General features: G+C 63.2%; 24 protein-coding genes. 5 read left to right on the forward strand and 19 right to left on the reverse strand.

Annotated elements, in window-relative coordinates; genetic code table 11:
* Window positions 1–345 precede the first annotated feature (345 nt).
* Complete coding sequence (locus NFJ07_RS18970) at window positions 346–606, forward strand: hypothetical protein (RefSeq protein ID WP_269996758.1); 261 nt, start codon at window positions 346–348, stop codon at window positions 604–606.
* Between the two features lie 24 nt (window positions 607–630).
* On the opposite strand, the gene NFJ07_RS18975 is transcribed toward NFJ07_RS18970, so the two are convergent.
* From NFJ07_RS18975 to NFJ07_RS18985, 3 genes are read right to left on the reverse strand one after another with little or no spacing between them, the layout of a single operon-like run.
* The gene (locus NFJ07_RS18975; protein WP_269996760.1) at window positions 631–1,152 is read right to left on the reverse strand and encodes a GNAT family N-acetyltransferase; all 522 of its coding nucleotides are present in this window, start codon (window positions 1,150–1,152) and stop codon (window positions 631–633) included.
* A 50-nt stretch (window positions 1,153–1,202) separates the two neighbouring features.
* Window positions 1,203–4,214, reverse strand: coding sequence for a bifunctional [glutamine synthetase] adenylyltransferase/[glutamine synthetase]-adenylyl-L-tyrosine phosphorylase (locus NFJ07_RS18980; RefSeq protein ID WP_269996762.1), 3,012 nt, complete (start codon window positions 4,212–4,214; stop codon window positions 1,203–1,205).
* A gap of 9 nt (window positions 4,215–4,223) precedes the next feature.
* Window positions 4,224–5,564 (reverse strand): glutamine synthetase family protein, encoded by a 1,341-nt coding sequence (locus NFJ07_RS18985; protein ID WP_269996764.1) that lies wholly within the window; start codon window positions 5,562–5,564, stop codon window positions 4,224–4,226.
* Between the two features lie 190 nt (window positions 5,565–5,754).
* On the opposite strand from NFJ07_RS18985, the gene panB reads away from it, so the two are divergent.
* Window positions 5,755–6,666, forward strand: a complete 912-nt coding sequence (panB, locus tag NFJ07_RS18990) for a 3-methyl-2-oxobutanoate hydroxymethyltransferase (RefSeq protein WP_269996766.1) — start codon at window positions 5,755–5,757, stop codon at window positions 6,664–6,666.
* 12 nt (window positions 6,667–6,678) lie between these two features.
* Here the strand turns inward: panB and NFJ07_RS18995 are convergent, their stop codons facing one another.
* The gene (locus NFJ07_RS18995) at window positions 6,679–6,843 is read right to left on the reverse strand and encodes an SPOR domain-containing protein (protein ID WP_184739025.1); all 165 of its coding nucleotides are present in this window, start codon (window positions 6,841–6,843) and stop codon (window positions 6,679–6,681) included.
* A gap of 115 nt (window positions 6,844–6,958) precedes the next feature.
* Here NFJ07_RS18995 and map point away from each other — a divergent pair, with 115 nt between their 5' ends.
* Window positions 6,959–7,837, forward strand: a complete 879-nt coding sequence (map, locus tag NFJ07_RS19000) for a type I methionyl aminopeptidase (protein WP_269996770.1) — start codon at window positions 6,959–6,961, stop codon at window positions 7,835–7,837.
* 72 nt (window positions 7,838–7,909) lie between these two features.
* Window positions 7,910–8,713 (forward strand): polyphosphate--glucose phosphotransferase, encoded by an 804-nt coding sequence (gene ppgK, locus NFJ07_RS19005; protein ID WP_269996910.1) that lies wholly within the window; start codon window positions 7,910–7,912, stop codon window positions 8,711–8,713.
* Between the two features lie 50 nt (window positions 8,714–8,763).
* Here ppgK and nrdR read toward each other — a convergent pair whose 3' ends face one another.
* The 3 genes from nrdR to NFJ07_RS19020 form a co-directional block, all read right to left on the reverse strand.
* Window positions 8,764–9,276 (reverse strand): transcriptional regulator NrdR, encoded by a 513-nt coding sequence (gene nrdR / locus NFJ07_RS19010; RefSeq protein WP_269996772.1) that lies wholly within the window; start codon window positions 9,274–9,276, stop codon window positions 8,764–8,766.
* Between the two features lie 166 nt (window positions 9,277–9,442).
* Entirely contained in the window at window positions 9,443–10,816 is a 1,374-nt protein-coding gene (gene hisD, locus NFJ07_RS19015; RefSeq protein WP_269996774.1) for a histidinol dehydrogenase, read from the reverse strand.
* A gap of 9 nt (window positions 10,817–10,825) precedes the next feature.
* Window positions 10,826–11,377: a hypothetical protein gene (locus NFJ07_RS19020; protein ID WP_269996776.1), complete on the reverse strand. Its 552-nt coding sequence runs from the start codon at window positions 11,375–11,377 to the stop codon at window positions 10,826–10,828.
* 159 nt (window positions 11,378–11,536) lie between these two features.
* On the opposite strand from NFJ07_RS19020, the gene NFJ07_RS19025 reads away from it, so the two are divergent.
* Window positions 11,537–11,995, forward strand: coding sequence for a flavin reductase family protein (locus NFJ07_RS19025; RefSeq protein WP_113990687.1), 459 nt, complete (start codon window positions 11,537–11,539; stop codon window positions 11,993–11,995).
* Window positions 11,996–12,015: 20 nt separating this feature from the next.
* Here NFJ07_RS19025 and dnaE read toward each other — a convergent pair whose 3' ends face one another.
* From dnaE to murG, 12 genes are all read right to left on the reverse strand, one after another.
* A complete protein-coding gene (gene dnaE, locus NFJ07_RS19030) occupies window positions 12,016–15,573 on the reverse strand; it encodes a DNA polymerase III subunit alpha (protein WP_269996779.1) in 3,558 nt (1,185 codons plus the stop codon).
* A gap of 61 nt (window positions 15,574–15,634) precedes the next feature.
* A complete protein-coding gene (locus NFJ07_RS19035; protein WP_269996781.1) occupies window positions 15,635–16,561 on the reverse strand; it encodes an RluA family pseudouridine synthase in 927 nt (308 codons plus the stop codon).
* Window positions 16,554–17,174, reverse strand: coding sequence for a signal peptidase II (gene lspA, locus NFJ07_RS19040; protein ID WP_269996783.1), 621 nt, complete (start codon window positions 17,172–17,174; stop codon window positions 16,554–16,556). The genes NFJ07_RS19035 and lspA overlap by 8 nt, the downstream gene beginning before the upstream one ends.
* Before the next feature lie 93 nt (window positions 17,175–17,267).
* Window positions 17,268–17,954, reverse strand: coding sequence for a DivIVA domain-containing protein (locus tag NFJ07_RS19045; RefSeq protein ID WP_269996785.1), 687 nt, complete (start codon window positions 17,952–17,954; stop codon window positions 17,268–17,270).
* A 166-nt stretch (window positions 17,955–18,120) separates the two neighbouring features.
* A complete protein-coding gene (locus NFJ07_RS19050) occupies window positions 18,121–18,408 on the reverse strand; it encodes a YggT family protein (protein WP_269996787.1) in 288 nt (95 codons plus the stop codon).
* Window positions 18,409–18,511: 103 nt separating this feature from the next.
* Window positions 18,512–19,042, reverse strand: coding sequence for a cell division protein SepF (locus NFJ07_RS19055; RefSeq protein WP_078105563.1), 531 nt, complete (start codon window positions 19,040–19,042; stop codon window positions 18,512–18,514).
* An 88-nt stretch (window positions 19,043–19,130) separates the two neighbouring features.
* Window positions 19,131–19,880, reverse strand: a complete 750-nt coding sequence (locus NFJ07_RS19060) for a YggS family pyridoxal phosphate-dependent enzyme (protein WP_269996789.1) — start codon at window positions 19,878–19,880, stop codon at window positions 19,131–19,133.
* Window positions 19,873–20,568 (reverse strand): polyphenol oxidase family protein, encoded by a 696-nt coding sequence (locus tag NFJ07_RS19065; RefSeq protein WP_269996791.1) that lies wholly within the window; start codon window positions 20,566–20,568, stop codon window positions 19,873–19,875. The genes NFJ07_RS19060 and NFJ07_RS19065 overlap by 8 nt, the downstream gene beginning before the upstream one ends.
* A 39-nt stretch (window positions 20,569–20,607) precedes the next feature.
* Entirely contained in the window at window positions 20,608–21,840 is a 1,233-nt protein-coding gene (gene ftsZ / locus NFJ07_RS19070; RefSeq protein ID WP_269996793.1) for a cell division protein FtsZ, read from the reverse strand.
* Window positions 21,841–22,055: 215 nt separating this feature from the next.
* A complete protein-coding gene (locus tag NFJ07_RS19075; RefSeq protein WP_269996795.1) occupies window positions 22,056–22,895 on the reverse strand; it encodes a cell division protein FtsQ/DivIB in 840 nt (279 codons plus the stop codon).
* Window positions 22,888–24,261 carry a UDP-N-acetylmuramate--L-alanine ligase gene (murC, locus tag NFJ07_RS19080; RefSeq protein ID WP_269996797.1) on the reverse strand — a complete coding sequence of 458 codons (1,374 nt, stop codon included), beginning with the start codon at window positions 24,259–24,261 and terminating at the stop codon, window positions 22,888–22,890. Before murC ends, NFJ07_RS19075 begins: the two co-directional genes overlap by 8 nt.
* Window positions 24,258–25,364: an undecaprenyldiphospho-muramoylpentapeptide beta-N-acetylglucosaminyltransferase gene (gene murG, locus NFJ07_RS19085; RefSeq protein WP_269996799.1), complete on the reverse strand. Its 1,107-nt coding sequence runs from the start codon at window positions 25,362–25,364 to the stop codon at window positions 24,258–24,260. The genes murC and murG overlap by 4 nt, the downstream gene beginning before the upstream one ends.
* Between the last annotated feature and the right edge of the window lie 2 nt (window positions 25,365–25,366).

The following is a 25,366-nucleotide window of genomic DNA, read 5'->3' on the forward strand; positions in this document are numbered from 1 at the left end:
CCTTGTTATCAACGGCCATCGCCGGCTCCTTCAATCAACAGGTAATGAATGACTCACAACCAGCTTGACGATGAGGGAGCGTCCGGCCAAACACCCACATAAGTGAGCGAGCGTCCGGCCAAACACCCACATAAGTGAGCGAGCGTCGGTGGCGAGCGCCGCGGCGCCGAAACAATGGCGCATTTCCGCATTGCCGACCGGACCAGGTGTTTGTGCTCAGTTCTGCCGGTCCGCCGGGCCTGTCGCCGCGGTGGACGCCGTGGTACGTTCAGCGTGATCAGGATGCTTAAGAGAGTCCTCATCCCTTCCGGCTCCTGGCGCAACTTCTGAAAGCGGAGGCATAAGATGACAACCTTGGTGATCTTCCATGAGGTCGACGACGTTGAGCACTGGCTCAGCTCACCGAAACGGGAAGAAATCTTCGGACCCATGGGCATAACGGTTCGAACGTTCTCTGACCCGGCAAAAACCAACCGCGTCGGACTGATCGTCGAAGTCCCGGACATGGAAACGTTCCAGCGGATGATGGAGTCCGAAGTTGCGGCTGAAGCGATGAAATTCGACGGCGTACGCCCGGAAACAATCCTGACGCTCGTCGAGTCCTAATTACCGCTTAGTCGCCAGTACCGCCTAGTCGCCGAAACCCCGGTACATGATCCATTGCGGACCGGCGGAACCACCCAGGTACCTGCCCGTCTCGGCAAAGCCCGCGTTTGCGTACGCAGCCTTTGCGGCGGGATTGCGTTCGTTAACGGAGAGCACGACGCCGGCCTGCCCACCACCCAGCCTCGCTGTCAGCTTCTGCGCTTCCCGCGCAGCAGCGGCAGCCGACAGGGAGCCCAGGCCCATCCCCTGGCGCGTCTGGTCGATCAGGAACCCACGCAAGAGCCAAGCGGAATCGTCGTCGGGCCATCCAGCCAAGGTCGCGGCACCAGCCTGCAAGGTGAAGACTCCGACGGCGGCACCGGCGGCTTCGATCACGTACGGCAGGCGGCTTTCGTCTTCGAGGCCCATGAGCATCATCTTGAACGGGTCTCCGACGAAGTCTTCCTGCCCCGCGGCCAATTCCATAGCCGCGACGTCGCCGAGCTTGATGGCGCGGGCATCGTCGTCGAGGTCCTTCAAGGGAATGAGCCACACGGTTTCCAGCATCCTTCGAGCTTAGCCGTCTCCGCACTCCGCGGGGCGGCACGAGCTGGAGCTCATTGGCCGTAGAAGTCCTTCTCAAACACGGCCCGGGTCCGCCGGCTCAGGCGCAGGTAGTCTTCTTCGAACACCGCGGCTTGCCCGGGAGCGTAACCACACCACCTGGCAACGGCCTCCAAATCCCGTCGGGAGGCAGGCAGGAGATCGGAGGCACGCCCGGTGCAGATCACATTCGCCGAGCGGATACGGCTCGCGAGCCGCCAGGCTTCGCGAAGCAACACGATGTCACCCTTGTCGATCAGGCCCAACGACTCAATCGCGTCGAGGGCACGCAGGGTGGAAGTGGTCCGGAGTTGCGGATGCCGTCCTGCGTGTTGGAGCTGCAGCAGTTGCACCAGCCATTCGACGTCGCTGAGTCCGCCCCTGCCGAGCTTCACGTGCCTGGCCGGATCGGCGCCTCTCGGGAGCCGTTCTGACTCAACACGTGCCTTGACGCGTCGGATCTCCCGCACATCTGTCTCGTCGAGCGATTCCGGGTAGCGGATCGGGTTGATGAGCCAGAGGAATTCCGCGGCCAATTCGTCGTTGCCGGCCATTGGTTGTGCCCGCAACAGCGCCTGGGCTTCCCAGATGAGGGACCACCGCCGGTAATACTCCGCGTATGACTCGAGGGAACGGACCATGGCTCCGTTCTTCCCCTCGGGGCGAAGATCGGCGTCAACGGTGAGGACCCGTTCCGCCAGGATGGCCGGTTTGAGGGGTTGGGTCAGCAAAGTGGAAATGTGCCCCACGATGGCAAGGGCTTGTTGCTGGGCTTCGGATTCAGTCGCGCCAGGAAGGGAACGATGGACGTACATGACGTCGGCGTCCGAGCCGTAGCCAATCTCGCGTCCGCCTTGCCTGCCCATGGCAACCACCAGCACCTGTGTTTTGAGGGGCCCATCGGAAGCCACGATGGCCTCGGCGACGTGAAGGGCGCCCAGAACCGCAGCCCGGTCGGCATCGGCCAATGCCGTGCCCACTGCGTCCTGTTCCAGGAGGCCGGAACTGTCCGCGATGGCGATCCGGAGGATTTCCCGGCGCCTGATGAGCCGGATGAGCCGCATCGCGTTCTCCGGATCGGCATGGCGTGACATCTTGGACTGGATTTCCTGCCACTGGGCCTCGAAGCCAATCGGCATGAGTTCCTTGTCGGCACCAAGCCACGCAACGGATTCCGGGGAAACCTCCAGGAGATCGGCGATCAACCGCGAGTTGGAGAGCACATGGCACAGCCGCTCGGCTGCAGCTTGGGAGTCCCGGAGCATCCCGAGATACCAATGGGTGGTTCCGAGGGCTTCGCTGACGCGGCGGAAGGCGAGCAGTCCGGCGTCGGGATCTACACCTTCGGCGAGCCAGCCGAGAAGGATGGGAAGCAGTTGCCGCTGCAAGGCGGCGCGGCGGCTGACCCCCGCAGTGAGGGCCTCGATGTGGCGCATGGCGCCTTGCGGGTCACGGTAACCGAGTGCTGCAAGCCGGCCTTGGGCGGCTTCAGGAGTGAGCCGGGCGTCTTCGGTGCTCAACTTCGCTGCCGTGTTGAGCAGCGGCCGGTAGAAGATCCGATCGTGTAGTTCGCGAACGGAGCGTTTGGTCTTCTGCCAGGTTTCGATCAGGGCGTCCGGATGCGGCCTGCCCGTGGAAAAGGGCCCCAAGACGGCCTTCGCGAGGAAACGCAAGGATTCCTGGCTCGTAGGCATGAGGTGGGTTCGACGCATCTGGAACAACTGGATGCGGTGCTCAAGAACCCGCAGATAGCGGTAGGCGGCATCGAAGGCAGCGGCGTCCACCCGGCCAATGTAGCCGCCCGCGGACAGCGCGGAAATTGCCGACGTCGTATCCCGGCAACGGAGCGTTTCATCAGACTTTCCGTGGACGAGTTGCAGGAGCTGCACCGTGAACTCGACATCGCGCAGCCCGCCCGGACCCAGTTTGATCTGGCGCTGTTCTTCCGCCGGAGCAATGTTGTTCGTCACCCTGCGGCGCATCGCCTGCACCGATTCCACGAAGCCTTCCCGGCCGGCCGAAGCCCACACGAGCGGCTGGACGGCTTGCTCGTAGCGCGAGCCCAGATCCTTGTCCCCTGCGATGGTCCGGGCCTTGAGGAGTGCCTGGAACTCCCAGCTTTCAGCCCACTTCGCATAGTAGCTCAAGTGCGAGGGCAGCGTCCTGACGAGGGGACCGGATTTCCCCTCCGGCCGCAGGTTCGCGTCGACCTCCCACAGCCCGGGTTCGGATCCCGTGGACGAAATGGCACGGGAGATGCCGGCAGCCAGGGCTGTACCGATGGTCGCAGCTTCTGCGTCCTCCAGGTCCGGCGCCTCGATCACGTAGATGACGTCGACGTCGGAAATGTAGTTGAGCTCCCGGGCACCGCATTTGCCCATGCCGATGACCGCCAGCCCGACGCCGGCAATATCGGCGGTGTCGAAAGTCGCCGCGGCTTCTGCCCTGGCAACCGCCAGGGCAGCTTCTATCGCCGCACCGGCGAGGTCGGCCAGTTCGGCGCCGACGGCGGGCATGAAGTCCTGCGGACTGGCGGCGCAAAGGTCCTTGATGGCCAGTTCGGTCAGTCCACGCCGGTACGCCGTCCGGAGGGCGGTGTATGCTCTGGCGCCCGTCATTGCGGCGACGGGCCGAGGAGAGTTGGGGTCTGCCTTCACCGAGCGGAGCAGCTTCATCCGCAGCTCGCCGGCGTCGGCAGACAAGGGTTCCGGGCTGACGCGGACATCGAAGACGTCCAGGTGTTCCGGATGCCTGATCAGGAACTCCCCCAAGGCCTCGGATGCCCCCAGCAAGCGGTACAGCGGCTCACTGCGATCCGGGTGCTCCCCCGCGAGCTGCCTGAGAGAGGGATGCTTCTCAATCAAACGGACGAGCGACTGGAGCGCGGTGTCCGGGTTCGCGCTCAGGTGCAGGCCGGCAAAGATCGTGTCCTGGTCGATGCCGTCGAGTTCACGCGCGGCAAGGAACCGTTCACCCTTCTCAAGATCGCTGAAACCGGCCGAGATGAGCCGGCGGGCCAGGCTCACACTCACAGCCTAGAGAATGCCGAGGTTGCGCTTGAGCTCGTAAGGCGTGACCTGGAGCCGGTAGTCCTGCCATTCCGCACGCTTGTTGCGCAGGAAGTGGTCAAAGACCTGTTCGCCGAGGATGTCCGCTACGAGTTCCGAATCCTCCATGGCGCGGATGGCATCGTGGAGGCTGGCCGGCAGCGGAGTGTGACCCATCGCCTTGCGCTCGGCCGAGGTCAGCGACCAAACGTCATCTTCCGCCGCTGCCGGAAGTTCGTAGCCTTCCTCGATCCCCTTGAGCCCGGCCCCGAGCAACACGGCGTAGGCCAGGTAAGGGTTGGTGGCGGAGTCAATCCCGCGATATTCGATCCGTGCGGACTGGCCCTTGCCCGGCTTGTAGAGCGGCACGCGAACCAGGGCCGAGCGGTTGTTGTGGCCCCAACTCAGGTAGCTCGGCGCTTCGCCGCCGCCCCAGAGACGCTTGTAGGAATTCACGAACTGGTTGGTGACGGCGGTGAATTCCGGAGCGTGGCGCAGGATACCGGCAATGAACTGGCGTGCCGTCTTGGACAGCTGGAATTCGGCGCCGGCTTCGTAGAAGGCATTCGTGTCACCCTCGAACAGCGAGAAGTGCGTGTGCATCCCTGAACCCGGGTGGTCGGTGAACGGCTTGGGCATGAACGTGGCGTACGTGCCCTGCTGCAGGGCCACTTCCTTGATGACCGTGCGGAAGGTCATGATGTTGTCCGCCGTCTGGAGGGCGTCCGCGTAGCGGAGATCGATCTCGTTCTGGCCGGGTCCGCCCTCGTGGTGGCTGAACTCGACGGAGATGCCCACGGATTCAAGCATGGTGACGGCCGTGCGGCGGAAGTCCTGTGCCACGCCACCGGGCACGTGGTCGAAGTAGCCGCCCTCGTCAACGGGAACAGGAACGCCGTTGGCGTCGAGATCCTGGGACTTGAGGAGGTAGAACTCGATCTCGGGATGCGTGTAGCAAGTGAAGCCCATGTCCGCGGCCTTGGCGAGGGTGCGCTTGAGCACGTTCCGGGGGTCGGCGGCCGACGGCTCGCCGTCGGGGGTCAGGATGTCGCAGAACATCCTCGAGGTCTGCTCGGTTTCACCGCGCCACGGCAGGATCTGGAACGTGGAGGGGTCGGGCTGGGCCAGCATGTCGGACTCGAACACCCTGGCGAGGCCCTCGATAGCCGAGCCGTCGAAACCCAGGCCTTCTTCGAAGGCGCCTTCCACTTCCGCCGGTGCAAGTGCCACCGATTTCAGCGAACCGACGACGTCGGTAAACCACAAGCGTACGAAGCGCACGTCACGCTCTTCGATAGTTCGCAGAACGAACTCTTGCTGGCGGTCCATGAGGCCTCATTTCCGGGTCAACGTCCATGCCGCGGGTTCGGGGTTCGAAGCCGACGACAACTCAGCATTCACTCTACTAAGCATTGGCCCGGAATGGCTGCACGCCCAGTTCGCGTAACACAGCGTTTACAAATGTGAGGCTCCTCATGCACCGGTGGCTAGGACGGCTGGTACCGCATACGCTCTATTCATGGCCCCAAGCAACAGTTCCGATTCCAGCATGCCCGTCGAACTTCCCGCGCCCTACGGAACCGGACCTGCCGCTGCAGGTTCCGGGGCCTCAGCGGATGCTTCAACGCCGAAGCCCGCCGCCAGGATCCGCACCCACCACCTTCAACAGGCCAAGGCCAAGGGTGAGCGCTTTGCGATGTTGACTGCCTACGAGCAATACACGGCTGAGATTTTCGACCAGGCCGGCATCGAGGTCCTGCTGATCGGCGATTCGGCCTCCAACAACGTCTTCGGGAACGAAACCAGCCTCCCAGTGACCGTCGACGAACTCCTCCCCTTGTGCCGTGCCGTGGCCCGATCCGCCAAACGTGCCTTGGTAGTGGCCGATCTTCCCTTTGGCAGCTATGAAGTGTCGCCGGAGCAGGCTGTGGCAACAGGCGTTCGCTTCCTGAAAGAAGGCCTGGCACACGGCGTCAAGATCGAAGGCGGAGCGTTCTATGCGGGAACTGTGCGGGCCATGGTCCAGGCAGGCATTCCCGTCATGGCGCACATCGGCTTCACGCCCCAGAGCGAACACTCGCTGGGCGGCTACCGTGTCCAGGGCCGGGGCGATGACGCCGCCCGCCTGGTCGAAGACGCAATCGCCCTCGCAAATGCCGGAGCGTTCTGCGTGCTCATGGAGATGGTTCCTGCGGAAACCGCAGCCGCCGTCGACGCCGCTATTGAGGTGCCCACTATCGGAATCGGCGCCGGCAACGCGACCACGGGACAGGTCCTGGTGTGGCAGGACATGGCCGGACTGCGCGGCGGCAAGATGGCCAAGTTCGTCAAGCAATATGCGGATCTGCGCACCACACTGAGCGAAGCAGCGAGGGCGTACGCCGACGACGTCAGGTCCGGCCAGTTCCCTGGCCCGGAACACTCGTTCTAGGAGAACGCAGAGTCAGTCCTCGTCGTCCTTGTCCCAGGCTTCGTTGCGGGCCTTGACCTTTTCGAGGGCGTGCTCGGCTTCCTCGCGGGTCTTGTAGGGACCGATCAGCTGGGTCCAGTCGGACAACGCGTCCTCTTCGATTTGGTGTGTCTGAACGTTGTACCAGAACTCCGCCACGGTCTCTCCTTTGCGAATCCCGCCGTAACCTCGGCGGGGCCGGTTGCCCTTCGTGCGGGGCGATATGTAGCTACTTAGTTACTTGCGTCTCGTGCGTCCCTTATATGATCAATCTATGCCTTCTCCCGCTCTGACCGCACCCATCGGCACGCTCACCCGTGGAACCGTCAGCCCACAGCTACCTGTACCGGCGTCAATCCGGCGCCCGGAGTATGTTGGCAAGCCAGGACCGGCGAAGTTCACCGGTTCAGAAGTCAAATCGGCGGAAACCATCGAGAAGATCCGCGTCGCCAGCAAAATTGCGGCCCAGGCTATCGTCGAGGTCGGCAAGCACATCGAGCCGGGCGTCACTACGGACCAGTTGGACCGGATTGGCCACGAGTTCGTCCTGGACCACCACGCCTACCCGTCAACGCTTGGCTACCGAGGCTTCCCCAAGTCCCTGTGCTCCTCGCTCAACGAGGTCATCTGCCACGGCATTCCGGACAGCACTGTGGTGCAAGACGGCGACATCCTGAACATCGACATCACGGCCTACATCAACGGCGTCCATGGTGACACCAACTACACCTTCTTGGTGGGAGACGTAGACGAAGAATCGCGGCTGCTCGTCGAACGTACCCAGGAGTCGCTCAACCGGGCCATCAAGGCGGTAGCGCCGGGCCGCGAAATCAATGTCATCGGCCGGGCCATCCAGTCCTACGCGAAACGCTTCAGCTACGGCGTGGTCCGCGACTTCACCGGCCACGGCGTCGGCGAGGCCTTCCACACGGGCCTGATCATCCCCCATTACGACGCCGCGCCGGCTTACAACACCGTGATCGAAGCCGGCATGGTCTTCACGATTGAACCCATGCTGACCCTCGGAACGATCGAGTGGGACATGTGGCCCGATGATTGGACCGTAATCACCCGCGACCACAAGCGGACCGCCCAATTTGAACACACCCTGTTGGTCACCGAGACCGGCGCCGAAATCCTGACTCTTCCTTAAGCTTTCCGGAAGGTCACCTGCAGCCGTTCGTGCTGCGACATGCCCACCCCTCCTGCCATGAACGGAAACGCATTGACCAAGAAGGATGAGAAGACCCACAAGAACGGCCCGCTGATCGGCATTGACGTCGGTGGCACCGGCATCAAGGGCGGCATCGTCGATCTCAAGAAGGGCAAACTGCTCGGGGAACGTCTCCGGATTCCCACGCCGCAGCCCGCCACCCCCGAAGCTGTCGCCGAAGTGATCGCGCAGATCGTCGACGAATTGTCGGCCCGCGAGGACGCCCCGGCCAAGGGTTCGCCCGTGGGAGTCACCTTCCCCGGAATCATCCAGCACGGCGTGGTCCGTTCTGCCGCCAACGTGGACAAGTCCTGGCTCGACACCGACATTGATTCGCTGCTCACCAAGCGCCTGGACCGTCCCGTCGAGGTCATCAACGACGCCGACGCAGCCGGCCTCGCTGAAGCCCGCTACGGCGCAGGCGAAGGCGTCGACGGCACGGTACTCGTCATCACACTCGGCACAGGCATCGGCTCGGCCTTCATCTTCAACGGGCACCTGGTGCCCAACGCCGAGCTCGGCCACCTCGAGGTGGACGGCCACGACGCCGAAACGAAGGCATCCGCCGTCGCACGTGAACGCGACGGCTTGAGCTGGGAAGAATACAGCGTGCTGCTGCAGCGCTATCTTTCCCACGTCGAGTTCCTGTTCTCGCCCGAGCTCTTCATCATCGGTGGCGGTATTTCGAAGCGTTCGGATGAGTACTTCCCGCACCTGGATCTGCGGACGCGCATCGTCACGGCGGAACTGAAGAACGACGCCGGAATCGTGGGGGCCGCGCTGGACGTCGCCCTCCACCACAAACTGGCCAAGTAGAGGTGGTGCCGGTGGTGGCTGCGGCTTCCCCTCCGCTACCACCACCGGAGCTAGATTGGGCTCTTCTCCGAGCTCTTGCCCTTGGCGACCTTCGCTGCATTCTCCGCCGCTGCGGTCTCGGCCTCATGGCGGAGTAGCGAAATGGCCGATTCGAAGTCCTCAAGCGATTCGAAGGCCTGGTAAACGCTGGCAAAACGCAGGTAGGCGACCTCGTCCAGTTTCTGGAGTGGTCCAAGGATGGCCAAGCCGACCTCGTGGGCGTCGATTTCCGCCGCGCCGGAGGATCGGATATTTTCCTCGACTTCCTGGGCCAGCATTGCGAGGTCGTCCTCAGTCACGGGACGGCCTTGGCAGGCCTTGCGAACGCCGTTGATGATCTTGATCCGGCTGAAGGGTTCTCCCACGCCTGAACGTTTGATGACGGAAAGGCTGGTGGTCTCCACGGTGGTGAAACGGCGTCCGCATTCGGGGCACTGGCGCCGACGGCGGATGGCTGAGCCGTCGTCGGCCATTCGACTGTCCACTACGCGTGAGTCGGGGTTTCGGCAGAACGGACAATACACGCTGGGCCTCCCCTGTTCGGTTCCGGCCCGCTGTCCGCGCGGCGTCCGCCGGGGACGCAAAAGGTGCCGGAAGTTTGACTTCCGGCACCAGTTTACGGCTACATGAGCCCTAATGACAAGACTGTAATTACTATATGTAGTGGTTGTTACCCATACATGTAGTGGTTTAGGCTCCCGCGAAACGAATCTTGACAGCATCGCCGTGGCCGGGAAGGTCTTCGGCATCGGCGAGGCTCACGATGTGTCTGCTGACCTGTTCCAAGGCAGCCTTGTTGTAGTTGATCACTTGGACTGCGCGCAGGAATGTTGTCACGTTCAGGCCGGAAGAGAAGGCTGCGGTGCCGCTCGTGGGCAAGACATGGTTGGAGCCTGCACAGTAGTCTCCGAGACTGACAGGGCTGTAGTCCCCCACGAAGATCGCGCCCGCGTTACGGATCCTTGCGGCGACCGCGGCTGCGTCCGCCGTCATGATTTCCAGGTGCTCGGCCGCGTACGCATCGCAGACTGCGATGCCCTGCTCAAGATCGTCTACCAGCACCACGCCTGACTGCGGGCCCGACAATGCAGTGCTGACCCGTTCGCCGTGCTTCGTGGTTCCTGCCTGCACCGCGAGTTCCCGCTGCACAGCGGAGGCGAGTTCCTCGGAATCGGTGATCAGGACAGACGCCGCTTTGGGGTCGTGCTCGGCCTGGCTGATGAGGTCCGCGGCCACGAGCTCCGGGCGGGCCGAAGCATCAGCCAAGATGGCGATCTCGGTGGTGCCGGCCTCGGAGTCGATCCCCACGACGCCTTTCACAAGCCGCTTGGCGGTGGCCACGAAAATGTTTCCGGGGCCAGTCACAACGTCCACGGGCTCGATGGGCTGATCATCGCCAGCCCCCGGGATGCCGTAGGCAAAGGAAACAATCGCCTGGGCACCCCCGATGGCATAGACCTCGCCAATACCCAGCAATGCGGCCGCGGCCAGGATGGTGGGGTGGGGCAAGCCTCCGAAGTCCTTCTGGGGCGGCGAAGCCAATGCGATCGACGCGACCCCGGCAGCCAGCGCCGGAACAACGTTCATGATCACCGAGGACGGGTAGACGGCCAGGCCGCCGGGAACATACAGTCCCACGCGGCCCACCGGCACCCAGTTCTGGCTGACGACGGCGCCGTCCCCCAGTTCCACATCGACGTTCGCGGGCCGCTGGCCGTCCGCGAAGCGCCGGGCACGGCTGATGGATTCCTCCAGGGCCGCACGGACTGACGGGTCCAGGTTTTCAAGGGCGTCAGCGAGGGCGGCGGCCGGCACACGAGGGTGGGACTGTTCCACGCCGTCGAACGCCAGCGCGAACTCACCAAGCGCTTCGAAGCCGCGGGAGCGGACGGCGGCAATGATGTCCAGGACTTTTTGCTCGGCGTCCGCCATGGTCTGATGCTTCGCCCTGGGCACCACGGCTCGCAGTTCGGCCAAGGTCAGGGACCGTCCGCGCAAGTCAATGCGTCGGAAGTCCAGGGACTGGGCGGCTGTGTCGGCAGAGTTCTCCGGAGAAGTGGTCACCAGATCATTTTACGGGGCGAGCGGCTGTGCCTCCGGCTGCTTCCCCATCAAGCCGAACAGAGTCAGGAGGAATGTCACGAGGGCGGTCGTTCCCGGCCACAGCAGGAGTGCCGTCGCCGCCCGCAAAGAGAAGCCTTCACTTCCGTTTGAGGCTGGACCCCACCACTGCGCGGCCAGCAGGCCCACCTGCCATGCCACCAAGGCCCCTACCGCGCCACCTAGAACGGCCAAGAACGTGCGGATGCCCTGCCCCGGCTTCCGGACCTTGCTGTCGAGCAGAACGGCAGTGAAGCAGCCGGAAAGCAGCAGGAGCCCGGCCAAGACCAAGTCCCTCGGAAGCCGCCCCGCAGAGGCAGTGGGATCGGCGAGGGCAGGATTTCCGGAGATCAGGTTAAGGCCGCCCGGAGCCAACAGCCACCATGCCAGGCCCAGCCCAATGCCCGAGGCTGCGGGCACGGCGAGCCATAGCCACCATTTGCGGTCTCGCGTGCCCGTGTCCGTCTCCGGGCCTGTGTCCCTCGCGGGACCGGATTCGAGAAGGTTCGATGTTGGCTTGGTCATGACACAAACATTAACAAACGTTTCTGGACGCTCAACAAGCAAGCGACCCGCGGAGCGGCGGAATACGCTGAATACACCAGCGTTATTACCAATAGGTCATGCAGGAGATCGAGCAAAGTGGCTTCGGACAATTCGGCTTTTGAAGGAACATTCAAGCAAATGTTCCGCCGGCATGCCGCCGGGGTGGCCATCATCACTGCCGACCTCAACGGCAAGCCTTTCGGGTTCACCGCGACGTCCGTGGCTTCGCTGTCTGCCGAGCCACCACGCTTCACGTTCAACATGTCCCGCAGTTCCAGTTCCTGGCCGGCGGTGGCGAATTCGACGTATATCGGCCTGCACATGCTCGGCCTCGAGAACCAAGCCCTCGCAGACCGCTTCGCCCGCACCCAGGAACGGTTTGAGGGCGATCACTGGGAACCGGGGCCTTTCGACGTCCCCATCCTCAAGAACGTGGCCGGCTGGTTAATCGGCAAGATCCAGATGCGCCTGTCATTCGAAAACAACGCGATCGTGGTGGTGGAGGTTGTCGACGGGCTGGTCGGTGAGGATGACACTCCCCTTCTGTACCACTCGGGCTCCTACGGCCAGCCGGTTCCGCTCGACTACGAGATCTAGTTAAAGGCAGGAGATCTAGTTCAGCTGTCCAGGCAGGTCGGGCCAAGAAGTACCTTGAGGTCACCGAAGAGTGACGGGGTGGGATTCACGCGCAAGTGCACAGGCAGGCCCATGACCTCGACCTTGGAGTCACCCTGCAAGTGGAGCCTGACCTCGGAGTTTCCCCGGTGGGTGTTCAGGACATCGCGAAGATCAGTGACGACGGCCTCGGTTGCCTTGTAGGTGGGCATCGTGATGACGAGGGGGCCGTTGGTGCTTTCGCTCAAGTCCGGAACCGAGAGCTCCATGCAGTTCAAGGTGACCGCGCCGTCGTCGCGCCGCTGCAAGCGGCCCTTGACCACCACGATCAGGTCCTCCGCGAGCACCGAAGCGATGGGGCCGTAGACCTGGCCGAAGAACATGACCTCGATGGAAGCTCCCAGGTCTTCGATCTCCGCCCGTGCGTATGCGTTGCCGCTTGCTTTGGCGATCCTGCGGCTGAGCGAAGTGATCATGCCCGCAATGGTGACGATGGCGCCGTCGTGCGGTCCGTCTTCTCCGAGGATCGAGGTGATCGACTGCTCGGCGTGCTGGCTCAAGACGCCCTCAAGCCCTTGCAGGGGGTGGTCCGAGACGTAGAGTCCGAGCATGTCCCGCTCGAAGGCGAGCTTGTCCTTCTTCTCCCATTCCGGAAGGTCCGGGATCTCCGTGCTCAGGGAGGCCTGCGGCTCCTGGTCCTCGAATCCGGCGAAGAGATCGAACTGGCCGATCGCCTCATTGCGCTTGAGCGTGATGACGGAGTCGATCGCTTCTTCGTGGACCATGGCCAACGCACGGCGGTGATGGCCGAGGGAGTCGAATGCGCCGGCCTTGATGAGGGACTCGATGGTGCGCTTGTTGCAGACGACCGCCGGAACCTTCATGAGGAAGTCCTTGAAGGAGGTGTAGGCGCCCTCGCTCGCACGGGCCGCCACCATGGCTTCCACCACGTTGACGCCGACGTTGCGGATGGCCCCCATTCCGAAGCGGATGTCCGTTCCCACAGGGGTGAAGTTGAGGCTTGACTCGTTGACGTCCGGCGGCAGGACCGTAATGCCCATGCGCCGGCATTCATTGAGGTAGATGGCCGATTTGTCCTTGTCGTCGCCCACGGAAGTGAGCAGGGCGGCCATGTATTCGGGAGCGTAGTGGGCCTTTAGGTACGCAGTCCAGTAGGAGATGACCCCGTAGGCGGCGGAGTGCGCCTTGTTGAAGGCGTAGTCGGAGAACGGGAGCAGGATGTCCCACAGGGTCTTGACGGCAGCCATGGAGTAGCCGTTGTCCTGCATGCCCTGGGAGAAGCCGGCGAACTGCTTGTCCAGTTCCGATTTCTTCTTCTTGCCCATGGCACGGCGCAGGATATCGGCTTGACCCAGCGAGTAGCCGGCGAGCTTCTGGGCCACGGCCATGACCTGCTCCTGATACACGATCAGGCCAAAGGTCCCGCCCAGGATGTCCTGCAGCGGCTCCGCGAGCTCCGGGTGGATGGGAATGACCTCTTGGATCTTGTTCTTGCGGAGCGCGTAGTCCGTGTGCGCGTTGGCGCCCATCGGGCCCGGCCGGTACAGCGCCAACACGGCGGAGATGTCTTCGAAGTTGTCAGGCTTCATGAGCTTGAGCAGCGACCGCATGGGCCCGCCGTCGAGCTGGAACACGCCCAAAGTGTCGCCGCGCGCCAGCAGATCGTACGACGCCGCGTCGTCCAAGGCCAGGTTCTCGAGATCGAGATCGACGTCTCGGTTCATCTTGATGTTTTCCAGGGCGTCGGAAATGATCGTCAGGTTCCTCAGGCCGAGGAAGTCCATCTTGATCAACCCGAGGCCTTCGGACGTCGGGTAATCGAACTGCGTGATCACCTGGCCGTCCTGGATGCGGCGCATCACAGGAATGACGTCGATGATGGGGTCCGAAGACATGATGACGCCGGCGGCATGCACGCCCCACTGCCGCTTCAGTCCTTCGATGCCCAGCGCGGTCTCGAAGACCTTGGCGGCCTCTGGGTCCGTGCTGATCAGCTGGCGGAAGTCTCCGGCCTCGCCATAGCGCTTGGCCTCGGGGTTCTGGATGTCCGCCAGCGGGATGTCCTTGGCCATCACGGCCGGCGGCAGGGCCTTGGTGAGCTGCTCACCCATGCTGAACGGGTTGCCGAGCACTCGGGAGGAGTCCTTGAGCGCCTGCTTGGTCTTGATGGTGCCGTAGGTGACAATCATCGCCACGCGCTCGTCGCCGTACTTCCGGGTGACGTAGTCGATGACCTCGGAGCGGCGACGATCATCGAAGTCGACGTCGAAGTCGGGCATGGACACACGGTCCGGGTTGAGGAAACGCTCGAAAATCAGTCCATGTTCCAGCGGGTCGAGGTCGGTGATGCGCATGGCATACGCCACCATGGAGCCCGCACCGGAACCACGGCCCGGGCCAACCCGGATCCCGTTGTTCTTGGCCCAGTTGATGAAGTCGGCCACCACCAGGAAGTAGCCCGGGAACCCCATCGACGTGATGACCTCAAGCTCATAGTCGGCTTGCTTGCGCACCTTGTCCGGGACGCCCTGGGGGTAGCGGTAATCGAGTCCCGTGGCCACTTCCTTGACCAGCCACGAGGTCTCATCCTCGCCGGGAGGGCAGGGGAACCGGGGCATGTAGTTGGCACCCGTATTGAAGGACACTTCGCAGCGCTCTGCGATCAGCAAAGTGTTGTCGCATGCTTCAGGATGGTCGCGGAACAGCTCGCGCATCTCCTGCGGCGACTTCAAGTAGTAGCCGCTGCCGGAGAAAGCGAATCGGGAGCCGCCGTTGTCATAGGTGGGTTCGAGCAGGGTGGAGCCCGACTGGATCGCCAACAGGGCCTCATGGGCCTTCGCGTCATGCTCATGCGTGTAGTGGAGGTCATTGGTGGCCACGAGCGGAAGCTTCAGCTCCTTGGCCAAACGCAGCAGATCGCCAGTGACCCGCCGCTCGATGTCCAGGCCATGGTCCATGAGTTCGCAGAAGTAGTTTTCCGCACCGAAGATGTCGCGGAACTCAGAAGCCGCAGCCAGCGCCTCCCGGTATTGCCCCAGCCGAAGACGGGTCTGAACTTCGCCGGATGGGCAGCCGGTGGTAGCGATCAGGCCTTCGGAATACGTGTTCAGCAATTCCCGGTCCAGGCGGGGCCATTTGCCGAACACCGAGTCGAGGGAAGCAATCGAGGATGCCCGGAACAGATTGCGCATGCCCACGTTGTTGTAGCTCAGCAACGTCATATGGGTGTAGGAACCACCACCGGAGACGTCATCCTTGCGCTGGCTCTCCTCGCCCCAACGGACGCGTTCCTTGTCGCCGCGTGCCGTGCCCGGCGTGACATAGGCTTCGACGCCAATAATCGGCTTGATGCCTTTGTCCGTGGCCTTCTTCCAGAAATCGAAGGCACCGAACAGGTATCCGTGGTCCGTGGTGGCCAGCGCAGGCATGCCCAGCCGCTCGGTCTCATCGAACAACTCAGTGAGACGGGCCGCACCATCCAGCATGGAGTATTCGGTGTGGGTGTGCAGATGGACGAACGAGTCATTGCTGGAAGTCACCACGACAGTCTACCGGCAGGGCTCGCGCAGTTGGTGTGGATCGCTTGAAGCGTGAATCCCGCTACGCGTTGCCGCTTTCAAGAAGTTCAAGCGCGTACTGCAGGTCCGCCGGGTACTGGCTGGTGACTTCCACCCATTCGCCGGTCCTGGGGTGGCTGAAGCCAAGCCGCCGCGCGTGCAGCCATTGCCGGGTAAGCCCCAGGTTGGCAGCCAACCGCGGGTCCGCTCCGTAGGTCAGATCGCCCGCGCAGGGATGCCTGAGGGCCGAGAAATGGACCCGGATCTGGTGTGTCCTGCCTGTCTCAAGGTGGATTTCCACGAGGGTCGCCTTGCCATAGGCCTCGAGGACTTCGTAGTGCGTCACCGAGGGACGGCCGTCCTCGATCACCGCAAAGCGCCAATCATGCCCGGGATGGCGCCCGATGGGCGCGTCTATGGTGCCCTCCAGTGGATCCGGGAGGCCTTGGACCACTGCGTGGTACACCTTGTCCACCGTGCGTTCCTTGAAGGCCCGCTTGAGCACCGTGTAAGCGTGTTCGCTCTTTGCCACAATCATGACGCCCGACGTTCCGACGTCGAGGCGGTGGACGATGCCGGCACGCTCAGGCGCGCCGGAAGTGGAGATCCGGTATCCCGCACCTGCGAGGCCACCAACCACGGTAGGGCCTACCCAACCCGGCGACGGGTGCGCCGCCACCCCAACGGGCTTGTCGATGACAACAAAGTCGTCATCGTCCAACAGGATATTCAGGCCTTCCACGACTTCCTCCACGACTTCCAAGGGATCCCGGCGTTCGGGAACGGTGACTTCCAGCACGGACCCGGCGACGAGCTTCGCCGATTTGCCCACCGTGCCTGCGGAGACGGTGACGTTGCCCTCGGCGATCAGCAAAGCGGCCGCGGAGCGGGAGATATCCATCAGTTTCGCCAAGCCTGCGTCGGCCCTGGACCCGCCCAGTTCTTCGGGCACCACGAATTGCTCAGACATCGCCTGGATCCTCGTCCTCCGGTGTGCCGGCCTTGGCCTGCGCGGAACCGGCGGAGTGCTGGCGGGAACCGTCCAAGCCGATCCCCCGCAAGGTCAGCAGGCAAATGATCACGACGCCGGAAACAACCGCCGAGTCTGCGATATTGAAAATAGCGAAGTTGGGCAACTGGATGAAGTCCACCACATGGCCCATGGCAAAGGAAGGCTCGCGGAAAAGGCGGTCCGTGAGGTTTCCGAGTGCGCCACCCAGCAGCAAGCCGAGGGCTAGCGACCACCAGGCCGAGCCCAATCGACGCACCTGGAACAGAATCACCACTGAAACGGCCGCCATGACGATGGTGAAGACCCATGTGACGTTTTCACCGATGGAGAACGCAGCGCCGGAGTTCCGGATGTAGTACCAATGCAGGAGCGGAGGAAGGACGGGGATCCGCTCGCCTTCCACCATGGTGCTGGTGACCCAGAGTTTGGTCAATTGATCGAAGGCGTACGCGAACACAGCGAAGCCCGCAAAGACCCAAAGCAGTGCGGGACGCCACACGTGGACCTTGGTGCGGACGGGCTCCGGGCTGCCGTTGCTTTGTGCTGTGCCGTCAGTTTGTTCGTCGCTCATAGTACTTTCATTCGGTAACCGTGGCTTCTGGCGCCTTAACAGGCGAAAGCCGGTGGCCGAGGAATCCCCAGCCACCGGCTTTCAGAATACTTGCTAGACCTCTGCGGCGGCTTCGCCGACCTCAGGAGCCGCAACTGAGCCGCGGGCGTCCAGGTCACGCAGCTGGCCTTCGATGTAGGCCTTCAGGCGGGAGCGGTAGTCGCGCTCGAAGCCGCGGAGCTGCTCCACCTTGCGTTCGAGAACGCTGCGCTGCTGCTCGAGGGCACCGAGGATCTTGCGGGACTTGTCCTGCGCGTCATTGACAAGGCTGGAGGCTTCGATCTGTGCCTCGGCAATGATCTTTTCCTTCTGCTGCTCACCATCAGACACGTGCTTGTCGTGCATTTGCTGCGCCATGGCCAGCAGGCCGGCTGCGGACTCGGCGGAAGGAGAGCCCACCGACGGCGCGGAGGCGGCAGGAGCAGCGGTAACGGCCGGCTCCTTCTTCTTCTCAGCCTCGGCGGCTGCCTTCGCTTCGGCTTCTGCCTTGGCCTGTGCGTCCTTGTCGGCCTTCGCCGGTGCGGGCACCTTCTCGACCACGGGTGTGGATGCTGCGCTGGCAGGAACCGGGTTTCCGCCTTCGCCGAGCTTCTTGCGCAGCTCGTCGTTCTCCTGGTTCAAACGCCTCAGCTCGACGACGATTTCGTCGAGAAAGTCGTCGACCTCGTCCTGGTCGTAGCCTTCGCGGAACTTGGTCGGCTGAAAGCGCTTGTTGACAACGTCTTCTGGCGTCAAAGCCATCTGGTCACCTCGTTGGTCTAGTTAGTCAGTAGGCCTTCCGGCCGTTCAAAACTACGGTACCTAAATATCATCTGATTCCCCCAATTCAACACCATCGTGTTGGGTCGAAGGATTGCAGCCCACGGGCCGAAGAAAACAGATCGACGGCAAATGGCCTGCGGAAAAGCTACGCCAGCGTGTAGACGAATCCCATCGCGATGCTGACGACAATAAACACGATCAGAAATGCCAGGTCAAGGGACACCCCACCAAGCTGCAGGGGTGGAATCAGCCGGCGAATCCGTCTCAAGGGCGGATCAGTCACAGAATAGACCACGTGCGCGGCCACCAGGGCAGCGCCACGTGGGCGCCACTGGCGCGCGAACATCTGCACCAGATCATAAACGAGCCTGATGATGAGGGTGACCAGGAACAGCAGCAATGCAATGTACAAAAGGCCGAAAACTATGCCCACGGGTTAGCTCAGATCTCCTAGTTCGCCACTTATCTCGGTCAGTCCCTCTATTGCAACACAGATGCCAGGCAGATCGCTCTGCCTGGCATCGGTGTTGACGGTGCTAGCTCTGGTTGAAGAACGTTGCTTGTGCTTCGCTGACCTTCTTGTCGTCGCCAAGGACTTCGACGTACGACGGCGACAACAGGAAAACCTTGCTGGTGACGCGCTCTATGCTGCCATGGAGGCCGAAGACCAAACCGGCGGAAAAATCGACGAGGCGCTTGGCATCTCCCTCGCCCATGTCCGTGACGTTCATGATCACGGGGATGCCGTCCCGGAAACTCTCGCCGATGATCTTGGCGTCGTTGTAGGAACGGGGATGGACGGTGGTGATCTGCCTCAATCCGGAGGCGTCTTCGCGGCTAGATGCCGCACGCTTGATAGGTGTCACGGGTGCGCGGTATTCCTCTTCGGCGACAGGGGGGACTTCACGAACTACTTCACGTACAGGTGCAGGGGCGCGGCGCTCTTCACGATTGTGGTCGACAGACCTGTCCTCGTCCGTGTGCTGCACGTGCTGCTCAGACTCGTAGTGTTCATCGCCATCGGCGAGCCCAAGATAAACCATTGTCTTGCGCAGTGCGCCAGCCATGCTGGACTCCTATCGTGTCTGCAGTAGGCGGGCCGCCCATGACTTGACATAGCTGAAATCCCGGCCCGTCGCTTCCAATACTTTGACGCTACCCCACCCGCGGACGCGAACCGAGAATATCCGAGCCAATTCGCAGGTGTGTCGCACCAAATTGAACGGCAGCTTCGAGGTCCTGGCTCATACCCGCTGATATCCCCGCAGCGTCCGGATGCAGTCCGCGCAGATCCTTTGAAATGGCGGCGAGTTTCTCGAACGATTCCTCCGGGGGCGCTCCGAGCGGCGCGACGGCCATTACGCCGGCCAGGCGCAGCCCGGAGGCGGTAGCGATGGATTCGGCGAGGCGCTCGACGTCGGACGGAGCGGCGCCGCCGCGGTGGGCGCCGGCGTCGTCCTCAAGACTGACCTGGATGTAGCAGTCAAGGTCCGGCCTGCCGGACTCGGACTGTTGCCGCGCAACAGCCTTGGCCAAGGACTCGGCGAGTTGCGGACGGTCGATCGATTGCACGGAAAACGCGTACTTCGCCACGGACTTGGCCTTGTTGCTTTGCAGTTGACCGATGAAGTGCCAACGCACCGGAAGCCCGGCGAGCTCGGCAGACTTCGCGGCCGCTTCCTGGTCGCGGTTTTCACCGACGTCCGTCACGCCAAGTGCCGCCAGCCGAGCGACATCCGCCGCGGGATGGAACTTGCTGACGACTATCAGTTGCGGCTCTTCGCTTCGCCCGGCCGCCACGGTTGCCGCCGAAATCCGCTGGCGGACCGCGGCGAGCCGTTCGCGCAGTTCGGCGGTTCGCGGATCGGCCGCGGCGCTTCCCGCTGTTGGAAAAGTCTCACTCATGCGTCCACACCAAACCCGCAAAGCGGCCTGTTTGCTGATTGCGCCTGTACGAGTAGAGCCGAGCGGTCTCCCGCGTGCACTCCCCCGAATACTCCACCGTGACGTCGAGTGCTTTCAGCTGGGCGCGCACACCGGCGGGCAAATCCAGTGCGGGCGTACCCCATGAGGTTGTGGACCAGGTTTCCGGGACGGCGGCAGCTACGTCCGTCCGCAACTGTTCAGGAACTTCGTAGCATTCACCGCAGATGGAAGGGCCAACCCATGCGCTGATGGTCGAGGCACCGCGGTTTCGCATTTCGTCGACCGCGGCCGAAACGATGTCCGCTGCAACCCCAGGCCGGCCGGCATGGACCACCGCAAGGACCGGGTCCATTTCGTTTTGCATTTCGCCCAACAACACGATGGGGACACAGTCGGCCACCATGACCGCAAGCGGCTGTCCCCTGGACACCATGGCATCGGCCGTTGGTCCGTCACCGTGCGCGGCGATGAACTCGACGGCTTTTCCGTGGACCTGGTCCATGTATTGGAAATGCCGTTCGCCGAGCCCCGCCGCTGTTTCCAGCCGGGCCCGGCGCGCCAAGACATCGTCAGGATTGTCCGCCACGTGCAGTGCAAGGTTGCCCGCATCGTCATCGGAGAAGGCGACCGAGATTCCCGGTCGCACTTCTTTTCGCCACCAAAACACTACTGGCTAACTCTCCTGGGGTGGGTTTGAACTGACCGGCTACTTCAGGAAGTCCGGAACATCGAGGTCGTCGGTGCGGCTTCCCGAAAGGTCCGGTTCGACGACGGCCGGAAGGTCGACGTCGAAGCCGGAGTCAGCCGGCAAAGCCGACGGACGCTGCTGGCCCCAGTTGCTCAAGCCGGAAGCGCCGACGCCAGCGGAAACGTGCTGCGGCGCGGAATAGGCCGGGGCAGCTGAGGGCGCTGCGGGACGGTCCGGGGCTGCGGGGGCCTGGTGCTGACCAGGCTGCTGGGAAGCAGACTGGTTCATCGACGGTGATGTGGCCTTGACGTCGTCAAAACCAGCGGCGATGACCGTGACACGCGCTTCGTCACCCAGGGCGTCGTCAATGACGGCACCGAAGATGATGTTGGCCTCGGGGTGGGCCACTTCCTGCACGAGCCGGGCGGCTTCGTTGATTTCGAACAGCCCCAGGTCCGAGCCGCCCTGGATGGAGAGCAGGACACCGTGGGCACCATCGATCGACGCTTCCAGCAGCGGCGAAGCAATGGCAAGCTCAGCGGCCTTGACAGCGCGGTCCTCCCCGCGTGCCGAGCCGATGCCCATCAGTGCGGAGCCCGCACCCTGCATGACCGACTTGACGTCGGCGAAGTCAAGGTTGATCAGGCCAGGGGTGGTAATGAGGTCCGTGATGCCCTGGACACCGGACAGGAGGACTTGGTCAGCGGAACGGAAAGCGTCCAGGACGGAGACGTTACGGTCGCTGATGGAGAGGAGACGGTCGTTGGGGATGACGATGAGGGTATCGACTTCGTCGCGCAGGGCGTCGATGCCCGCCTCGGCCGAACCGGCGCGCCGGCGGCCTTCGAAGGTGAAGGGCCGCGTGACGACGCCGATGGTCAGGGCACCGAGCGAGCGTGCGATCCGGGCCACGACGGGGGCGCCGCCGGTTCCGGTGCCGCCGCCTTCGCCTGCGGTGACGAAGACCATGTCTGCTCCGCGGATAACCTCTTCGATCTCATCGGCGTGATCCTCGGCGGCCTGGCGTCCGACGTCGGGGTTTGCGCCGGCTCCCAGACCGCGTGTGAGCTCGCGTCCGACGTCAAGCTTGACGTCCGCGTCGCTCATGAGGAGAGCCTGGGCATCAGTGTTGATGGCGATGAACTCGACGCCGCGAAGGCCGACTTCGATCATTCGGTTAACTGCATTCACGCCACCGCCGCCGATGCCGACGACCTTGATGACGGCCAAGTAATTCTGCGGTGCTGCCACGTTTCGTGCCCCTTGCTTGTGTCCTATAGCGAAACAGATCGAGTCCAACTTGAATCCTTGGACCTTAACCCTCTAGTTGAAGGTTATAGTTATGTCAAGTAACTCTTAAGTGACGGTATGGGCTATGAATCCGACATTCAATGACCGCCTCCGCGTGTCGTGTGAAAGTCCGAAAAATAGCCCCGTACGTCACCGAAGTTACTTCCTGAAATGGTCTATTTGGTAAACGGGTGCCTCGGTGCGCTGACATCGTAGACGTTCACCGGAACTTTTGGATTTGCCGGGGCCTTAAGCAACGCCTCTAGGACGCGCGCCTTCAGCTCCTTCTCGTCCGCATTCCCCCACACAACAATCTTGCCGTCCGTGAGCTTGAGCTCGACCGCGTCCGGCGAGGTGGCCGACGCGCTGGCCATCTTCGCCAGAACATCCGCCGGCAGCGTCGCAAGGACGGCCGTGATCGCCTTGAAGAGATTCTGGTTGGTCCCTTGCCCATCGATGAGGGGCAAAGGAACCGATGCGGGATCGGCGGTTGATCCAAGCTGGACACCATCGACGTCAACCAGTGAATAGTTGTCACCGCTCTTGACCAGCGCCACGGGTACCCGCTCCACAATGTGGACCAAAAGTTCCGACGGCGGGCGGGCTTCGGTACTGACGGAACGCACCTGGACGAGGGGTTTGAGCAGCGCGGCAATTTCGGCGTCGTTGATTTGTGGAAGGGGTTTCCCCTTCACCGGTTCGAGGGCCTTCTGGACGCTCCCCGCTTGGAGTAACTTGGTGCCATCGACCGTCACTGTGCGCACAGCGAACACCGGCGAGTAGATCGCCGCAACGATAATTCCAGCGACCAGGGCGACGACGATGGCCAACACCGTGAGCACCGTCCGCCGCCGCTTGCGTCCTTTGGGCTCCGGGAAGGCCAGCACATTGCTGTCCTTGCCGCTAACGGCTTCCGAAGGGCCCTCGACGGGATCGTCGAGGCCGCGTTCGGCACTGACGACTCCCGGCCGGGTGCCCGCCCGCGGCTTGAAAGTGGGCTTCCTGGTATCAGCCACCCAACAGCTCCACGATCCGGGGCCCATAGGCCGTCACATCGCCGGCTCCGACGGTCAGGACGATGTCGCCCTCGCCGGCCGCAGAGAGAACCGCGTCCAGGGCTTCCTGCCCGCCGGCCACGAGCCTGCCGCTCTTGAGGCGTCCCGTGATCAAGGTGCTCGTCACCCCGGGAATGGGATCCTCGCGGGCAGGGTAGATGTCCAGCACGAGGGCGGTATCCGCTTCGCCAAGCGCCTCGGCAAACTCTTCCGCGAATTCCCGGGTGCGCGAAAATAGGTGCGGCTGGAAGAGCACATGCACCTTGTTACCGCCCGCCACGGAACGGGCCGCGGACAAGGCGGCCCGGACCTCCGTGGGGTGGTGGGCGTAGTCGTCATAGACACGCACCCCCCTCCCCTGCCCCTTGAACTCGAATCGCCGCGATGCTCCAGTGAAATGGCCGAGGGCAGCCGCGGCAGCCCGGGGCGCCACGCCGAGCTCGACTGCGACGCCGAACGCGGCGGCCGCATTCAAGGCGTTATGCCGCCCTGGTACTTGGAGGTCAAGCCGGTACCTCTGTCCGTCGATAGACACCCAGACATCGCCAGGTCCCCCATCGTGCAGGCGGATATCGGCGCCCTCTGCGGTTCCGTAGTTCAGCACCCGGGTATTGCCCGCTGCGCGGGTCCGTTCCGCGAGGGCCCGGGCGCCGTCGTCGTCCGCGCACGCAAGAAGCACACCGTTGGCGGGCAGGAGTGCCGCGAAACTGTCGAAGGAGGCATAGACAGCCTCCGGCGTGCCGTAATAGTCCAGGTGGTCGGCCTCGACGTTGGTGACGACGGCGATGAGGGGCCGGTAGTTCAGGAAAGAACCGTCTGATTCATCGGCTTCGGCAACGAAGATATCCGAGGTGCCGTGCGCTGCGTTGACACCGAGGGCGGGTACGTTGGCGCCGATGGCGAACGACGGATCCAGGCCCGCTTCCTTGAGCAACACAGCCACCATAGAGGTGGTGGTGGACTTCCCGTGGGTGCCGGCCACTGTCACCACACGGTCTGTGCCCATGGTTGCCGCGAGGGCCTCTGAGCGGTGGAGCACCGGAAGTCCGGCCGCACGGGCCGCTTCCAGCTCCGGATTGTCAGCCCTGATGGCCGAACCCGCGACGACGGTCTGCGCGTCACGAAGATTTTCTGCGGCGTAGCCAACTGCGATCCGTGCCCCGGCGGACTGGAGGTCCTGCATGACGGGCAGGTCTTTGGCGTCCGAACCGCTCACCGGAACGCCCCGGGCCACCATGATGCGTGCGACGGCGGACATGCCCACACCGCCGATGCCGATGAAGTGGACCCGGCCGAGGGAACCGATGTGTGCGAGGGGCTGGGTCATTCGGTTACCGCTTCCAAGACGAGATCAGCCATCCGCTGATCAGCATTTCTGATGCCAAGTCCCTTTGCCTTGCTGGCCATGTCCTCAAGGCGGGCTTGATCCGTGAGCAGAGGAATCAACTCGGCTTTGAGCCATTCCGTGGTCAATGCCCGGTCGTCGACCAAAAGCGCTGCCCCGGCCTTGACCAAGGCGGAGGCATTCATCGCCTGCTCGCCGTTTCCGATGGGCAGCGGAACGAATACCGCAGGGAGCCCGACGGCGGCCACCTCACTGACCGTTGCAGCCCCTGAGCGGGCAAGGAGAACGTCTGCTGCCGCGTAGACATTTTCCATGCCATCCACGTATTCCACCTGGTGATAGCCGTCGGCAGCCAGGGGGGCGCCGTCGTCGTTCGTTACTGCCTTGCCGCGGCCGGTGATGTGCAGTGTCTGGATACCGGCTTCGGCCAAAGCGGCGACAGCACCGGCAATGGTGCGGTTGATGCTCTGGGCGCCGGAAGAACCGCCCGTGACGATGAGTGCGGGTTGTCCAGCGTCCAGGCCCAGGGACTGCCTGGCATCCGCGCGCCAAGCCGCACGGTCCAATCCGGCGATGGCTTTGCGCATGGGCATCCCGACGTGGCGGGCGTGCCGTAGCCGGGTCTCGGGGAAGGCCACCCCCACACGCTTGGTGAACATGGCTCCTACGCGGTTGGCAAGCCCGGCGCGGGTGTTTGCCTCGTGGATGACGATGGGGATCCTACGACGCCAAGCCGCGAGGTACATCGGAGTGCAGACATAGCCGCCGACGCCGAGGAGGACGTCGGCCTGCGCGTCGTCCAGGATGCGTCCGGCCTGTTTGACGGCAGCCGCGAGCCTGCCGGGCAGTTTGAGCAGGTCCGCGGAAGGCTTCCGGGGAAATGGAACCCGATCGATGGTGGCCAACTCGTAGCCGGCAGCCGGAACGAGACGCGTCTCCATGCCATTGGGAGTGCCGACGGCAAGGATCCTGGCATCTGGCCTCAGCGACTTGATGGCATCGGCAATGGCGAGCAACGGGCTGATGTGTCCGGCGGTCCCGCCGCCGGCGAGGACCACGGAGAGGGGCTTGGGCTGGGAATTCATGG

Origin of the sequence: Arthrobacter sp. B2a2-09 (assembly GCF_027587375.1) — a bacterium.
In the GTDB taxonomy this organism is placed as follows: domain Bacteria; phylum Actinomycetota; class Actinomycetes; order Actinomycetales; family Micrococcaceae; genus Arthrobacter.